General features: G+C 75.0%; 16 protein-coding genes. 10 read left to right on the forward strand and 6 right to left on the reverse strand.

Annotated features, from left to right (window positions below; all coding sequences use genetic code 11):
• Positions 1–322, forward strand: a 322-nt coding sequence (locus ACIA5A_RS23950; RefSeq protein ID WP_396766362.1) for a hypothetical protein, incomplete at its 5' end; no start/stop codon positions are given.
• A 105-nt stretch (positions 323–427) separates the two neighbouring features.
• Here the strand turns inward: ACIA5A_RS23950 and ACIA5A_RS23955 are convergent.
• On the reverse strand, positions 428–835 hold the full coding sequence (locus tag ACIA5A_RS23955) for a hypothetical protein (RefSeq protein WP_396766364.1): 408 nt from the start codon (positions 833–835) through the stop codon (positions 428–430).
• A gap of 96 nt (positions 836–931) precedes the next feature.
• Here ACIA5A_RS23955 and ACIA5A_RS23960 point away from each other — a divergent pair, with 96 nt between their 5' ends.
• Positions 932–1,552: an L-threonylcarbamoyladenylate synthase gene (locus tag ACIA5A_RS23960; RefSeq protein WP_396766366.1), complete on the forward strand. Its 621-nt coding sequence runs from the start codon at positions 932–934 to the stop codon at positions 1,550–1,552.
• Between the two features lie 76 nt (positions 1,553–1,628).
• A complete protein-coding gene (locus ACIA5A_RS23965; RefSeq protein ID WP_396766369.1) occupies positions 1,629–3,203 on the forward strand; it encodes a Na+/H+ antiporter in 1,575 nt (524 codons plus the stop codon).
• A gap of 46 nt (positions 3,204–3,249) precedes the next feature.
• On the opposite strand, the gene ACIA5A_RS23970 is transcribed toward ACIA5A_RS23965, so the two are convergent.
• Positions 3,250–4,677, reverse strand: a complete 1,428-nt coding sequence (locus ACIA5A_RS23970) for an endo-1,4-beta-xylanase (protein ID WP_396766371.1) — start codon at positions 4,675–4,677, stop codon at positions 3,250–3,252.
• A 408-nt stretch (positions 4,678–5,085) separates the two neighbouring features.
• On the opposite strand from ACIA5A_RS23970, the gene ACIA5A_RS23975 reads away from it, so the two are divergent.
• Entirely contained in the window at positions 5,086–5,925 is an 840-nt protein-coding gene (locus tag ACIA5A_RS23975; protein ID WP_396766374.1) for a S1 family peptidase, read from the forward strand.
• A 6-nt stretch (positions 5,926–5,931) separates the two neighbouring features.
• Here ACIA5A_RS23975 and ACIA5A_RS23980 read toward each other — a convergent pair whose 3' ends face one another.
• Positions 5,932–6,264 (reverse strand): putative quinol monooxygenase, encoded by a 333-nt coding sequence (locus tag ACIA5A_RS23980; protein ID WP_396766376.1) that lies wholly within the window; start codon positions 6,262–6,264, stop codon positions 5,932–5,934.
• Positions 6,265–6,286: 22 nt separating this feature from the next.
• On the opposite strand from ACIA5A_RS23980, the gene ACIA5A_RS23985 reads away from it, so the two are divergent.
• The 3 genes from ACIA5A_RS23985 to ACIA5A_RS23995 all read left to right on the forward strand — a co-directional run bounded on the left by ACIA5A_RS23985 (position 6,287) and on the right by ACIA5A_RS23995 (position 8,882).
• Complete coding sequence (locus ACIA5A_RS23985) at positions 6,287–6,592, forward strand: DUF1330 domain-containing protein (protein WP_278105556.1); 306 nt, start codon at positions 6,287–6,289, stop codon at positions 6,590–6,592.
• 217 nt (positions 6,593–6,809) lie between these two features.
• Positions 6,810–8,450: an ABC-F family ATP-binding cassette domain-containing protein gene (locus tag ACIA5A_RS23990; RefSeq protein ID WP_396766378.1), complete on the forward strand. Its 1,641-nt coding sequence runs from the start codon at positions 6,810–6,812 to the stop codon at positions 8,448–8,450.
• Positions 8,451–8,459: 9 nt separating this feature from the next.
• Positions 8,460–8,882 (forward strand): acyl-CoA thioesterase, encoded by a 423-nt coding sequence (locus tag ACIA5A_RS23995; RefSeq protein ID WP_396766381.1) that lies wholly within the window; start codon positions 8,460–8,462, stop codon positions 8,880–8,882.
• A 132-nt stretch (positions 8,883–9,014) separates the two neighbouring features.
• On the opposite strand, the gene ACIA5A_RS24000 is transcribed toward ACIA5A_RS23995, so the two are convergent.
• The 3 genes from ACIA5A_RS24000 to ACIA5A_RS24010 are packed head-to-tail and all read right to left on the reverse strand — an operon-like array spanning position 9,015 to position 11,804.
• Positions 9,015–9,842 (reverse strand): methyltransferase, encoded by an 828-nt coding sequence (locus ACIA5A_RS24000; protein WP_396766383.1) that lies wholly within the window; start codon positions 9,840–9,842, stop codon positions 9,015–9,017.
• 31 nt (positions 9,843–9,873) lie between these two features.
• The gene (locus tag ACIA5A_RS24005; protein ID WP_278105560.1) at positions 9,874–10,533 is read right to left on the reverse strand and encodes a response regulator transcription factor; all 660 of its coding nucleotides are present in this window, start codon (positions 10,531–10,533) and stop codon (positions 9,874–9,876) included.
• A complete protein-coding gene (locus ACIA5A_RS24010; protein WP_396766386.1) occupies positions 10,521–11,804 on the reverse strand; it encodes a sensor histidine kinase in 1,284 nt (427 codons plus the stop codon). Before ACIA5A_RS24010 ends, ACIA5A_RS24005 begins: the two co-directional genes overlap by 13 nt.
• Positions 11,805–11,938: 134 nt before the next feature.
• On the opposite strand from ACIA5A_RS24010, the gene ACIA5A_RS24015 reads away from it, so the two are divergent.
• Genes ACIA5A_RS24015 through ACIA5A_RS24025 form a run of 3 tightly spaced genes read left to right on the forward strand, consistent with a single transcriptional unit; the run spans position 11,939 to position 13,648 of the window.
• Complete coding sequence (locus ACIA5A_RS24015) at positions 11,939–12,586, forward strand: DUF998 domain-containing protein (RefSeq protein ID WP_396766389.1); 648 nt, start codon at positions 11,939–11,941, stop codon at positions 12,584–12,586.
• Between the two features lie 4 nt (positions 12,587–12,590).
• A complete protein-coding gene (locus tag ACIA5A_RS24020; protein ID WP_396766392.1) occupies positions 12,591–12,878 on the forward strand; it encodes a DUF1905 domain-containing protein in 288 nt (95 codons plus the stop codon).
• Positions 12,875–13,648, forward strand: a complete 774-nt coding sequence (locus tag ACIA5A_RS24025; protein WP_396766395.1) for an NAD-dependent protein deacylase — start codon at positions 12,875–12,877, stop codon at positions 13,646–13,648. Before ACIA5A_RS24020 ends, ACIA5A_RS24025 begins: the two co-directional genes overlap by 4 nt.
• The last annotated feature ends 23 nt before the right edge of the window (positions 13,649–13,671 follow it).

The following is a 13,671-nucleotide window of genomic DNA, read 5'->3' on the forward strand; positions in this document are numbered from 1 at the left end:
CATGAAGTTGGCGGCGGTCGGGGAGATCGAAAATGCCGCCAACTTCATGATCGACGCGGGATGGGCGGGCTGGTGGCTGCCCGCCGTGGGACGCCACGAACGGGGAGCCCTCCGCGCGGGCGATCACGGCGTTCCAGCCACGCCGTTGGCCTGGGAGGCAGGCACGGCCGGGACGGCCGGCCCGACCCGCGCCCCGTCCCACGCGCGACCGCTGTCGATCAAGGAGTTGGCGTCGGTGCCGAGGCTGTCCGACGACACGAACCCCTTGGTCAACTCTTCTTCGGCCGCCCGAACCCACCCGGCCTCGCCGATCGTGGAGTGATGGCGGCCGGATCACCGGGATTACGGCTTTTGACAACAGCCACAACTCCGGGCCGGGCCGATCCGAGCCGGCCCGGGGCAGAGCGGGGGCAGGGTGCGGGGTGGGTCAGGCGGCGGTGGCGGTTAGGTGGTTGTCGGTGGTGGGGCGGCCCGTGTCGGTGGGGGCGAGGGCGTCGCCGGCAGCCGTCGGGTCGGTCGCGGGGGAGCCGGGTCGGGCGACGGGTACGCCGGGCCAGGTGCCGGTGGACCCGGCCGGTGTGACGCCGATCCGAGGGGCGGTGACGGCGGCCCCGGTCCGGGTGCCGGGTGAGCCGGCGCGGGCGATGGTCAGGCCCGCCTGGGCGGCGTTCCACGCGGGGCACGGCCAGGCGGCCCCGGCGCAGCTCGGGCTGGCACACACCCGCTGCGCGTCGGGCTGGTGCGCGTCGGCGACCGCGGCGGACAGGTCCCACAGCAGTGGGTCGGCCACCTCCGCCGGACGGTCGGTGACACGGTCGGTCAGTGATCCGGACATGTTCGATCCCCCCTGTGGTGAACGGCCCTGACCTGTTTCCGGAACCGGTCCCCGCCAAACCTGCGGATGATCGGGAACGGGCATAGGCTGGCCGGCGTGGCGAGGTACTACGACCTGCATCCGGACAATCCGCAGCCTCGGGTGATCCGGCAGGTGGTGGACCTGCTGCGCGCCGACGGGGTGATCGTCTACCCGACGGACTCGTGCTACGCCCTCGGCTGCCGGCTCGACAACCGGGACGGCGTGGAGCGGATCCGGGAGATCCGCCGGCTGGACGAGCGGCACCCGTTCACGCTGGTCTGCGCCGACTTCGCCCAGCTCGGCCAGTTCGTCAAGCTCAGCAACGCGGTCTTCCGGCAGGTCAAGGCCGTGATCCCGGGCAGCTACACGTTCCTGCTGCCGGCCACCGCCGAGGTGCCCCGCCGGCTCCAGGACCCCCGGCGGCGGGTGGTCGGCGCGCGCGTGCCGAAGCACACCGTCACCCAGGCGCTGCTCGCCGAGCTGGGCGAACCGCTGCTCTCCAGCACCCTGCTGCTCCCCGGCGAGCCGGAGCCGATGACGCAGGGCTGGGAGATCAAGGAACGCCTCGACCACCAGGTCGACGCCGTGGTCGACGCCGGCGACTGCGGGCTGGAGCCCACCACCGTGGTCGACCTCTCCGGGGACGAGCCGGAGATCCTGCGCCGGGGCGTCGGCGACCCGTCCCGCTTCGAGTAGTGATCGGGCCGTTCCGCCCCACCCGGTCGTGCCGTGCGGCACGGTGGACCCGGCGGACGGCGACGGGGGTACGGGCGTGAGCGCACTCGTGCTGATCACGGTGCTCGGGGTCACCGTGCTCGTCGGCACCACCATCGGCGGCCGGTACAGCGTCGCGCCGCCGGTGCTGCTCATCTCGATGGGCGCGCTGCTCGGCCTGCTGCCGCCGTTCGAGAACGTGGTCCTCGAGCCCGAGGTGGTGCTGGTGCTGTTCCTCCCGGCGATCCTCTACCGGGAGAGCCTGGTGATCAGCCTGCGCGAGATCCGCGCCAACCTCGCGGTGATCGTGCTGCTGGCCGTCGCGCTGGTGATCATCACGATGGTGGCGGTCGCGTACGTCGCCCAGGCCCTCGGCGTGGAACCGGCTGCCGCCTGGGTGCTGGGCGCGGTCCTGGCGCCCACCGACGCCGCCGCGGTCGCCGGCCTGGCCAAGCGGATGCCGCGCGGCATCCTCACCACGCTGCGCGCGGAGAGCCTGGTCAACGACGGTACGGCGTTGGTGCTGTTCGCGGTGGCGGCGGGCGTGATCGCGGGCGGTCGGGTGCCGGGGGCGTTGTCGCTCACCGGGCAGTTCGTCGGCAAGTCGCTCGGCGGGGTGGCCGCCGGGCTGCTGGTCGGCGGGCTGGTGGTGCTGATCCGCAAGCACGTCGACGACCCGATGCGCGAGGGCGGGCTGAGCATCCTGACGCCGTTCGTGGCGTTCCTGCTCGCCGACGCGGCGCACGCCAGCGGGGTGCTCGCGGTGGTGGTGTCCGGCCTGCTGCTGTCGTACGCGGGACCACGGGTGATCCGGGCCCGCTCCCGGGTCACCGCCTACGCGTTCTGGGACCTGTCCACCTTCATGATCAACGGCAGCCTGTTCGTGCTGCTCGGCATGCAGGTGCCGGGCTCGCTGCGCAGCATCACCAGTCACTCGCCGGCCGCCTCGTTCGGCATCGCCGTGCTCGTCGCGCTGGTCGTGGTGGTCACCCGGCTGGGCTGGGTGCACCTGTCGGTGTCCGCCCTGCAGAGCGTCGACCGGCGGGAGTCGCGTCGGTCCGCCCACTTCGACGCCCGGATGCGTACCGCCGCGGGCTGGGCCGGCTTCCGGGGCGCGGTCTCGCTCGCCGCGGCGCTGGCGGTGCCGGTCACCATGCACGACGGCAGCCGGGTGCACGAGCGCGATCTGATCATCTTCGTCACCGTCGTGGTGATCGTGCTGATCATGGTGGTGCAGGGCACCACGCTGCCCGCGGTGGTGAGCTGGGCCGGGCTGACCGGCGACCGGGAACGCGACGACGAGGTGCGCCGGGCGCGGATCCGGGCCACCGAGGCGGCGCTGGAGGCGTTGCCGTCGGTCGCCGCCGACCTGGGCGTCGCGCCGGACACCGTGGACCGGCTGCGCTCCGGCTACCAGGACCACCTGGCGGACGTCCGCCAGGTGCGCAGCGAGGAGTCGGAGCGGGAGCGGGAGATGGTCCGCCGGTTGAAGTTGGCGATGCTGGACCGCAAGCGGCAGGCGGTGACCCGGCTGCGCAACACCAACCAGATCGACGACGCGGTGCTGCGGGAACTTCAGGCGGCCACCGACATCGAGGAGATCCGGCTGCTCGGGCCGGAGCTGGAGGACTGAGCCGTGGCCCGGCGCGACGGGGTGCCGCGCCGGGCCACGGGTGGGATCAGCCGGCCGTGCAGCTCACGGTGCCGGAGGGGGCGGTGCCGGTGCCCTGGAAGCCGAACTCGGTGGTGCCACCGGCGGGGACCTGGCGGTTGTAGTCGACGTTGCGGAACGTCACCGGGCCGGTGGAGCCGCTGGTCTGCGCGCTCCACGCGTTGGTGACCGAGGAGCCGGACGGCAGGGTCAGCGACACCGACCAGCCGTTGAGCGCGCTGCCACCGGCGGTGACCCGGACGTTGGTGACGAAGCCGCCCTGCCACTGGTTGGTGGAGAGCGTCGCGGTGCAGGCGCCGGCCGGCGGCGGGGTCGTCGGCGGCGCGGTGGTGGGCGGCGGGGTCGTGGGCGCGGTGCTGGTGGGCGGCGTGCTGGTCGGCGGCGTGGTGCCGCCGGCGTTCAGCGCGTCGAGCGTCGAGGTGTACGCCGCCTTCTTGTTGCCGCTGCCGTCGAAGAGCAGCGGCGTGCCGCTGGCCCGCCAGGAGTCGCTGTCCCGGATGCCCCAGACGGTGATGCCGTTGCACCGCGCCACGGCCAGGCAGTCCTTGACGACGTTGCCGTAGGTGGTCGCCTGGGCGCTGCCGGAGCCCTCGATGTCGAGCTCGGTGATCTGCACATCGACGCCCAGGTCGGCGAAGTTCTGCAGCGTGGTGCGGTAGTTGCCCGGGTACGGCGAGCCGCTGTTGAAGTGCGACTGGAAGCCGACGCAGTCGATCGGCACGCCCCGGGCCTTGAAGTCCTTGACCATGTTGTAGACGCCCTGCGTCTTGGCCCAGGTCCAGTTGTCGGTGTTGTAGTCGTTGTAGCAGAGCTTGGCGCCGGGGTCGGCGGCGCGCGCGGTGCGGAAGGCGACCTCGATCCAGTCGTTACCGGTGCGCTGGAGGTTCGAGTCGCGGCGGCCGCCGTTGCCGTCGTCGAACGCCTCGTTCACCACGTCCCAGGCGTAGATCTTGCCCTTGAAGTGGGTGGCGACCTGGGTGATGTGGTTGACCATCGCGTTGCGCAGCGCGGTGCCGGACAGGCTCTGCGCCCAGCCCGGCTGCTGCTGGTGCCAGGCCAGCGCGTGCCCGCGGACCCGCATGCCGTTGGCCTGGGCGTGCGCGACGATCCGGTCGGAGCTGCTGTAGGTGAACTGGTTCTGGGACGGCTCGGTGGCGTCCCACTTCATCTCGTTCTCGGGCGTGACCATGGTGAACTCGCGGTTCAGGATGCCGACGTACGTGGCGTCCGACAGCTTGTTCGCGGCCACCGCGGTGCCGAAGTAGCGGCCCTGTTCCGCCGCCGAGGCGCCGAGGGTCGTGCCGGCGCTGGCGCTTGTCGCGACCGCGACCGTGGCCGCGACCGCCGCAGTTCCGGCGAGCATCGACACCACCGCGGCACGCGGGCGCGGCCGGGCTGCCGCGCTCTGACTGGTGCGGGCGAACACCTTGTCCATCTGAAGCCTCTCCTAGCCTGACCAATGGGACGGTCCACCTCGATCACCGCCCGCCACGGTGTCGGCTCGGTCGCGGCCGCCCGGAGGCCGCGCGGGTGGGGAGTGGCTCCCCGTCACCGTGGAGTGATCGAAGCGAATCTCTGTCGGGAGCCTACCGGAAGCGTTCCGAAAACTTAATGCTCGCGATGTCTCTACTCACCTGCCGTCGACGGAGTTCCGGGACGGGAAGGTGCCGGCCGCAGGCGGTGGGCGCGCGGGGCCACCCGGTGTGCCGAACCCGAAAGTTTCGGCACCCGGGCCCGTCGGGTCGGCGCGCTGTCCGCCACCGGACCGCTGTCGGCGCTTGAACGGGGGCGGTCTCGGGTCGATGCTGGCCTCACATCGATTATCGACGATGGAGGGGTCCTGATGCGCCGACCGTCGCTCGTCTTCCTCACGCTCGCCGCGCTGCTCGCCGTCACCCCGGCCGCGGCCCGGGCCGGCTCGTCGCCACCCGCGCCGGCCGCGCTCGCCGAGGTGCGCACCGCCGGCACCGCCTGGGGCCACGACCCGGCCACCGGCCGCCTGACCGTCACCGTCGACGACACGGTACGCGGGGCGGAGCTGGCCGCGCTGCGCCGGAGCGCCACCCGCGCCGGCGCGGTGCTGCGGCACGAGCCGGGCCGGTTGCGCACGCTCATCGCCGGCGGACAGGCGGTCTACACCGGCGGTGGGCGCTGCTCGCTCGGCGTCAACGCGCGCAGCGGCAGCACCTGGTACTTCGTCACCGCCGGACACTGCACGAACCTGGGCGCCACCTGGTACGCCGACAGCGCCCGCACCAGCGTGCTGGGCTCCCGGACCGGCAGCAGCTTCCCCGGCAACGACTACGGGGTGGTCCGCTACACCGGCACGGTCGCCCACCCCAGCGCCGTCTACACGTATCCCGGCCAGGTGACCATCTCCGGGGCCGGCAGCGCGTACGTCGGGCAGGCGGTCTGCCGCAGCGGCGCCACCACCGGCGTGCGGTGCGGCCTGGTCACCGGGCTGAACCAGACCGTCAACTACGCCGAGGGCAGCGTCACCGGACTGATCCGCACCAACATCTGCGCCGAGCCGGGGGACAGCGGCGGCCCGCTCTACGTGGCCGCGACCGGCACCGTCATCGGCATCCTCTCCGGCGGCAGCGGCAACTGCGCCAGCGGTGGCACCAGCTACTACCAGCCGATCCTGGAGATCCTCGCCGCCTACGGCCTGAGCATCCCGTGACCGGCGTCAGGCGTCGCCGGGCACGGCCATCTCGCCGAGGAGCGACCAGTCGTCCTGCGGCACGGTGGCGTTGACGATCCGCGGCGTCTCCGCGAGGTGCGGCGGCAGCGTGCGCCGCGCCTCGCGGAAGTGCGCCGACTGCACGTGCGCCGCACCCGCCTCGTCGTCGCGGAACGCCTCGACCAGCACGTACTCGGTCGGGTCGTCGAGGCTGCGGGACCAGTCGAACCACAGGCAGCCGGGCTCGGCGCGGGTGGCGGCGGTGAAGTCGGCGGCGATCTCGGGCCAGCGGTCGGCGTCGGCCGGCCGGACACGGAACTTGGCGGTGATGAAGATCATGGGTAGAGGCTAGCCTGGCGCGGTGACCGTCTACGCCCTCGCGCAGCTCACCGTCCACGACCGGGCGCGCTACGACAGGTACGTCGCCGCCTTCCTGCCCGTGCTGGCCCGGCACGGCGGCCGGCTGCTCGCCGCCGACACCGCTCCGCGGGTGGTGTCCGGCGAGTGGCCGCACGACAAGGTGGTCCTGCTGTCCTTCGACAGCCGGGAGGACTTCGAGCGGTGGTCCACCTCGCCGGAGTACGTGCGGATCGCCCGCGACCGGGAGGCGGCCACCGACGGGGTGCTCCTGCTGCTCGACGGGATCGGCCACGCCTGGCCGGCCTGACCGCTCCGAGCCGCACGCCGGTTCGCCTGCGGTGAGCTAGGGTGGAACGGACCCCGAACATCGGAGTGATCATGGCAGGTGACGACGACATCTCCGGGTGAGAGCCCCGGACGGCCGCCGACGCGCACCCCGCGACGTCGCCGCGGCCCCCTTCGTCGTCCCCCTGCCACCGCCGGGCGCCCCGTCGCGCTCCGGCGCTTCCTTCCCGAGGTCGATCATGTCCGACGCCTACGTCGTCAGCTCCGCTCTCACCTTCTCCTGGCCGGACGACACTCCGGTCTTCACCGACCTGTCCTTCTCCGTGCCCGGCGGCCGGACCGGTCTGGTGGCCCCCAACGGCACCGGCAAGACCACGCTGCTGCGGCTGATCGCCGGCGAGCTGCGTCCGAGCGCCGGCACGGTCACCGTCCACGGTGTCCTCGGCTACCTGCCCCAGCACCTGCCGTTCGCCGTCGACCAGACCGTCGCGCAGGTGCTCGGCGTCGACCGGGCCGTCGCCGCGCTGCACGCCATCGAGGCCGGCGACGCCCGCGAGGAGCACTTCACCGCCGTCGGCGACGACTGGGACGTCGAGGAGCGCACCCGGGCCGAGCTGGACCGGCTGGGCCTGGGCGAACTGGCGCTCGACCGCCGCCTGGGCACGCTCAGCGGCGGTCAGGTGATCTCCCTGGGCCTGGCCGCGCAACTGCTGCGCCGCCCGGACGTGCTGCTGCTCGACGAGCCGACCAACAACCTCGACGAGGCGGCCCGGGAGCGGCTCACCGCGGTGCTGCGTGGGTGGACCGGCTGCCTGCTGGTGGTCAGCCACGACCGGGCGCTGCTCGACGAGATGGACCGCATCGCCTCCCTGGAGAACGACGAGATCCGCTGGTACGGCGGCGCCTTCACCGCCTACGAGGAGACGGTGCGCGCCGAGCGCGAGGTCGCCGAACGGCAGGTCCGCAGCGCCGAACAGGACCTGAAGCGGCAGAAACGCGAGTTGCAGCAGGCCCGCGAACGCGCCGCCCGCCGCGCCTCCACCGCCGCGCGGAACCTGCCCGACGCCGGGCTGGCCCGGATCGTCGCCGGTGGCCTGAAGCGCGACGCCCAGGTCTCGGCGGGTCGGGCCGCCGAGACGCACGCCGCGCGCGTCGGCGACGCGCAGACCCGGCTGGACCAGGCCGGCCGGGCCGCCCGCCAGGACGACCGGATCGTGATCGACCTGCCCGACACCGCCGTGCCGGCCGGCCGTACCGTCTTCCACGGCGAGAGGCTGCGCGCCGGGTACGACGGCCGGTCGGTGTTCGCCGGGGCCGGCGTCGACCTGACCGTCCGGGGGCCGGAACGGATCGCGCTCACCGGCGGCAACGGCGCCGGCAAGTCCACGCTGCTGCGCCTGGTCAGCGGCGACCAGGCGCCGGTCGCCGGCACCGCCACCCGGGTCGAGGGCCGGGTGGCGTACCTGTCGCAACGGCTGGACCTGCTCGACCCGGCGCGTACGGTCGCCGAGAACCTCGCCGCTTTCGCGCCCGGGCTCGCCGACGCCGAGCGGATGAACCTGCTCGCCCGCTTCCTGTTCCGCGGTGACCGGGTGCACCTGCCGGTGCGGGTGCTCTCCGGCGGCGAACTGCTGCGGGCCACCCTGGCCTGCGTGCTGAACGCCTCCCCGGCGCCGCAGTTGCTGCTGCTCGACGAGCCCACCAACAACCTCGACCTGGACAGCGTCGCGCAGCTCGAGAGCGCGCTCGGCGGCTACCGGGGGGCGCTGATCGTGGTCAGTCACGACCCGCGGTTCCTGGCCGCGATCGGCGTCGACCGGTGGCTGCGGCTGGCCGACGGCGCGCTCGTCGAGACCCGCGCGCCGGAGGAGGCTGGCTAGTCTGCCGGCATGGCAGATCCATTCCGGGTGCGCGTCACGGTGCGCGGCTACGAGCTGGACACCCAGGGACACCTCAACCAGGCGGTCTACCTCCAATACGCCGAGCACGCCCGCTGGGAGTGCCTGCGCGCCGCCGGGATCGCCCAGGACCGGTTGCTCGCCGGCGGTGTCGGGCCGGTCGCCCTGGAGGTGACCGTGCGCTACCTGCGGGAGCTGCGCGGCGGCGACGAGGTCGACGTCACCTGCGAGTTCCGGTGGGGCGAGGGGAAGACGTTCGGCATCGTGCAGGACTTCACCAGGCCGGACGGGACCCCGGTCGCCGGGGTGACCGGGGTCGGCGGCCTGCTGGACCTGGCCGCCCGGCGGCTGGTGCCCGAACCGCGGGAGCGGTTCCGGGCGCTGGCCGCCGACCCGGCGCCGATGAGCCTCTGAGCCGTCCCGGGCTCGTCGCGCCGCCCCCGGCCCGTCGCGCCGTCCGGGCTCGTCGCGCCGCCCCCGGACCGTCGCGCCGTCCGGGCCCGGCGGGTCGGCCGTCCGGGCCCGGCGGGTCGGGGCGGCGGCGGGTCAGGCGGGGCGGCGGCCCCACGCCGACACCAGCGGCGCGAGCGTGAGGTCGAGGTCGCCGGCGTCGACCGCGGCCAGGTGCGCGTCGATCTCGGCGTCGTCGGTCAGGCCGGCGGCGAGCAGGTCGGCGCGGACCATACGCACCGTGGCGGCCTCCAGCCGGTCGCACGCCACCCCGCCGACCGGGAACCAGCCGGCCGCCGCGACGTCGACCAGGCCGGCCGCCCGCAGCGACCCCGGCAGCGTCCGGCCGAAGCGCATGTCGGCGCCCCGGCGGGTCATCAGCTCCCGGACGGCCCGCCGCAGCGTGTTGGCCCGCCGCTGCGCCGGGCCGACCTCGTCCAGGCAGGCCAGCGGCTGCAGCTCGGTGTCGGCGTCCTCCACCAGCAGCCAACCGCCGGGCCGCAGCGCCGCCACCATGGTGGCCAGCGCGCGGACCCGGTCGGGCACGTGCACGAGCACCAGCCGCGCGTGCACCAGGTCGAACGTGCCGGGCTGCGGCGGCGGGTCCCGGGCCACGTCGTGCTCGCGCACCTCGTATCCGCCGCGCGGGTCCAACCAGGACGGGTCGATGTCGGTGGCGAGCACGTGACCGGTCGGGCCGACGGCCGCGGCCAGGGCCTCGGGAACGCCGGGACCGCCGGCGCCCACCTCCCAGCAGCGCCACCCCGCCCGCAATCCGAGCCGTTCGGCGTGCCCCCGCGTGACGCCGTCGAACAGCGCGGCCAGCCAGGTGAACCGCTCGCCCGCCTCCGCCCGGGCGTTGTCGAGCAGGTAGCGGTGATCCGGCCCGGGCGGGGGACCGACGGCGTCCCGCGATGCGTCCATGGGCCCATCCTCACGCCCCGAGGGGGTGTTGTCAGCCGCCGCCACGCAGGTAGGCGAGCACGGCCAGCACCCGGCGGTTGGTGTCGTCGTCCGGCGGCAGGTCCAGCTTGGCCAGGATGTTGCCGACGTGCTTGCCGACCGCGGCCTCGGTGACGTGCAACCGGGCCGCGATCGCGCCGTTGGAGTGGCCCTCGGCGACCAGGCCCAGTACCTCCCGTTCCCGCCGGGAGAGCGCGTCGAGCGGGTCGCGTGGGCGGCGCAGCAGGTGCCGCACCACGTCCGGGTCGACTGCCGTGCCGCCGGCCGCCACCCGGCGCAGCGTGTCGGCGAACTCGGCGACGTCGGCCACCCGGTCCTTGAGCAGGTAGCCGACCCGCCGGCCGTCGCCGCTGTCCAGCAGCGCCGCCGCGTACCCGCTCTGCACGTGCTGGCTCAGCACCACCACGGCGAGGTCCGGGCGCTCCGCGCGCAGCGTCACCGCCGCGCGCAGGCCGTCGTCGCGGTGCTCCGGCGGCATCCGGATGTCGGTCACCACCAGGTCCGGTCGGTGGGTACGGACCGCGTCCAGCAACTCCGGGGCGGAGCCGACGGCGGCGGCCACCGCGAAGCCGAAGCGGGTCAGCAGGCCCACCAGTCCCTCGCGGAGGAGGACCTCGTCCTCGGCGAGGACGACCCGGGTCACGGACGGCACGGCAGCTCCACCCGCACGACTGTAGGCCCGCCGGGCGGGCTGGCCAGCAGCAACCTGCCGTCCGCCGCGGCCACCCGGTCGGCGAGCCCGGTCAGGCCGGTGCCCCGGTCCGGGTCGGCGCCGCCCCGGCCGTCGTCCTCGACCTCCACCACCAGCCGGCGGTCGGCGCGGGTCAACCGCACCTCGGCCCGGGTCGCGCCGGCGTGCCGGGCCACGTTGCCCAGCGCCTCGGAGACCACGTACCAGGCGGTGGTCTCGACCAGCTCCGGCGCGGGGTGGGACAGGTCGGCCCGCACGGTGACCGGGACCACCGACCGGGCGGCCAGGTCACCTACCGCGCCGGCCAGCCCCAACTCGGTGAGCTGCCGGGGGCGGATGCCCTGGACGATGCCGCGCAGCGTCACCATCAGCTCCTTGGCCTGCTCGTGCGCCGCGTCGAGCGGCCGGGCGGCGGGGGAGTCGTCCGGCACGTCGAGGCGGGCCAGCCCGAGCTGGAGGGTGAGGCTGGTCAGGCGTGGCTGCGCCCCGTCGTGCACGTCCCGCTCGATGCGGCGGCGTTCCGCCTCGTAGGCGCCCACCAGGCGGGCCCGGGACCGGGCCACCTCCCGCAGCGCGCCGGCGTCGGGCGCGCCGTCGAGCAGCCACCTGGCCACGGCCGCCTGGCCGGCGACCAGCAGACCGGCCAGGTAGAGCAGCGCCGGCGCGGCGAGCGCGCCGGCGACGGCGTACGGGACCGCTCCGGCCGGGGACTCGACGGTGTCCCAGACCAGCACGATCCGCTCCCCGCCGCCGGTCAGCCACGGACCGGCGACGAGCGCGACGTCGAGCAGCACTAGCAGGCCGAACGTCCCGTAGGCCAGCGGCACCACGGTGGACATCCAGGCGGTGTACGCGACCTCCCGCCAGGCGGCGGCGCCGGTGAGGCGGGCGATCGGGCCGCGCCGGAGCGGGCCGGGCAGCGGCCGGGAGTCGACCAGGCCGAGCCGCCACCGCTCGGCTGCCGCCACCGGTGCGCTCGCCAGCGGCGCGACGGCGAGCGCGATCAGCGCCAGCACGGCGAGCACGGCCAGCACCGGCACGTCGACCGGCCGGTCCCGCCGCAGCGCGCTCACCACCAGCAGCAGCGGTGCGACGACCACCGACCAGGCGACCGCCAGGACACCGGCGACCGGCAGGGTGGTCGCGGCGTACGCCAGGGCCCGCCAGGGCCAGGCGGAGAGCGGGTAGTGGCGGCGGCGCAACGCCCCGGCCAGGTGCGACGGCTGAGTCATGGCCTGACGCTAGCCAGCGGGCGGGTGGCCGGCCCAGCCGTCCAGACCCCGGTCGCGGGGTGGGTCTGGCCCTACCCCGGACCGGCCCGCCACGCCCCGTGCGCGCGGCCGGGGCGACGCGGTCGACTCGACGGATGACTCGTGACCGGCTCACCGCGAGCTGCTGGCTGCTCGCCACCGCGCTGTTCCTGACCGCCAATCTCGTGGTCGGGCTGGCCTGGCGGGAACCCCGTTTCGACTGGACTCACCACAACATCAGCGACCTGGGCAACGTCGGGTGCGGCGTGTGGGACACCACCCGGCCACGGCTCGTGTGCTCGCCGTGGCACCCGGCGATGAACGTCGCCTTCGTCGCCGTCGGGCTGCTGCTCGCGGCCGGCGTCCTGGTCGGCCGGACCGCGTTCGGCCGGGGCCGCGCCGCGACCGTGGCGCGGGCGTGCGCGCTCGCCGCGGCCGGCGGGTACGTGCTGGCCGGCGTCTGTCCCGCGGACGTGGACGAGAACCGGCACGTGCTGGGCGCCGTGCTGATCTTCGTGCTGGGCAACTGTGGTCTGCTCGTCGGGGCGCGGGCCGCCCGCCCGGCCGCGCTGGACGACCTGCCGCGCGCCGGCCTGCTCCTCGGCGTGGTCGGGCTGGTGGGCGCCGCGCTGTTCCTGGCCCGGGTCGACGTGGGCATCGGGGTGGGCGGCATGGAGCGGGTCGCCGTCGCGCCGCTGTTCGGCTGGGTGTCGTGGGCGGCCCTGCGCCTGCTCCGGGAGTGTCGGCCGGCGTGCCTATCCTGACCGGATGGAGCTGGCGTTCAGCGGCGAGGTCTGGTTCTGGCGGGGGCCGGCGCCGCACCACTTCGTGACCGTCCCCGACGAGCAGTGCGCCGCGCTGGCGGCCGCCGCGGCGTCGGTCAGCTACGGCTGGGGCATGATCCCGGTCGGCGTCCGGATCGGCGGCACCGCTTGGCGCACGTCGCTGTGGCCGAAGGACGGGCGCTACCTGGTGCCGCTGCGGGTCGCGGCGCGCCGGGCGGAGGGCATCGAGCTGGGCGACCGGGTGGACGTCCGGCTGACGGTGGACGGGTGAGCGCCGACGACCTGGCGCGGGCGGGCCGGTTGCTCGCCGCCGCGAGCCGGCCGGTGGTGTTCACCGGCGCCGGCACGTCGGCCGAGAGCGGAGTGCCGACGTTCCGGGACGCGCAGACCGGCCTCTGGCGACGGTACGATCCGGGCCGCCTCGCCACCCCGGCCGCGTTCCACGCCGACCCGGCCCTGGTCTGGGGCTGGTACGAGAGCCGGCGGCACGGGGTGCGCCGGGCCGAGCCGAACCCGGGACACCGGGCGGTGGCCGCGATCCGGGCCCGGCTGCCGGAGACCGTCGTCATCACGCAGAACGTCGACGACCTGCACGAGCGGGGCGGCGTCCCCGACCCGGTGCGGCTGCACGGCAGCCTGTTCGCGCCCCGCTGCTCGGCCTGCGCCCACCCCGCTCCGGCGCCCGGTGACGCGGACGGGCCGCCGGCCGGGCCGCTCGACCCGCCGGCCTGCGCGCGGTGCGCCGCCCCGGTCCGGCCGGGCGTGGTCTGGTTCGGCGAGGCGCTGCCGGCGGCGGCGCTGGACGCCGCGGTCGCGGCGGCGTCCCGCTGCGACCTGCTGCTCACCGTGGGCACCTCCGCGTTGGTCCACCCGGCGGCCGAGATCCCGCTCGTGGCGGCGCGTCTCGGCGCGCCCGTGGTGCAGGTGAACCCGGACCGGACGCCGCTGGACGCGGTCTGCGCGGTCAACCTGCGTGGTCGCGCGGGCGAGGTGTTGCCGGAGCTGGTCCGGGCGGCCTGGCCGGCGGACGCCGCCGGCTGAGCGGCGTCCGCCCGGCTGAGCGG

Origin of the sequence: Micromonospora sp. NPDC051300 (genome assembly GCF_044455315.1) — a bacterium.
Lineage (GTDB): Bacteria > Actinomycetota > Actinomycetes > Mycobacteriales > Micromonosporaceae > Micromonospora > Micromonospora robiginosa.

Coding starts and splice junctions, on each gene's coding strand:
- ACIA5A_RS24010 (WP_396766386.1), bottom strand. CDS start 11,804: ATGACTCAGCCGTCGCACCTGGCCGGGGCGTTGCGCCGCCGCCACTAC.
- ACIA5A_RS24000 (WP_396766383.1), bottom strand. CDS start 9,842: ATGGACGCATCGCGGGACGCCGTCGGTCCCCCGCCCGGGCCGGATCAC.
- ACIA5A_RS23990 (WP_396766378.1), top strand. CDS start 6,810: ATGTCCGACGCCTACGTCGTCAGCTCCGCTCTCACCTTCTCCTGGCCG.
- ACIA5A_RS24015 (WP_396766389.1), top strand. CDS start 11,939: ATGACTCGTGACCGGCTCACCGCGAGCTGCTGGCTGCTCGCCACCGCG.
- ACIA5A_RS23975 (WP_396766374.1), top strand. CDS start 5,086: ATGCGCCGACCGTCGCTCGTCTTCCTCACGCTCGCCGCGCTGCTCGCC.
- ACIA5A_RS23980 (WP_396766376.1), bottom strand. CDS start 6,264: ATGATCTTCATCACCGCCAAGTTCCGTGTCCGGCCGGCCGACGCCGAC.
- ACIA5A_RS23970 (WP_396766371.1), bottom strand. CDS start 4,677: ATGGACAAGGTGTTCGCCCGCACCAGTCAGAGCGCGGCAGCCCGGCCG.
- ACIA5A_RS23995 (WP_396766381.1), top strand. CDS start 8,460: ATGGCAGATCCATTCCGGGTGCGCGTCACGGTGCGCGGCTACGAGCTG.
- ACIA5A_RS23955 (WP_396766364.1), bottom strand. CDS start 835: ATGTCCGGATCACTGACCGACCGTGTCACCGACCGTCCGGCGGAGGTG.
- ACIA5A_RS24020 (WP_396766392.1), top strand. CDS start 12,591: ATGGAGCTGGCGTTCAGCGGCGAGGTCTGGTTCTGGCGGGGGCCGGCG.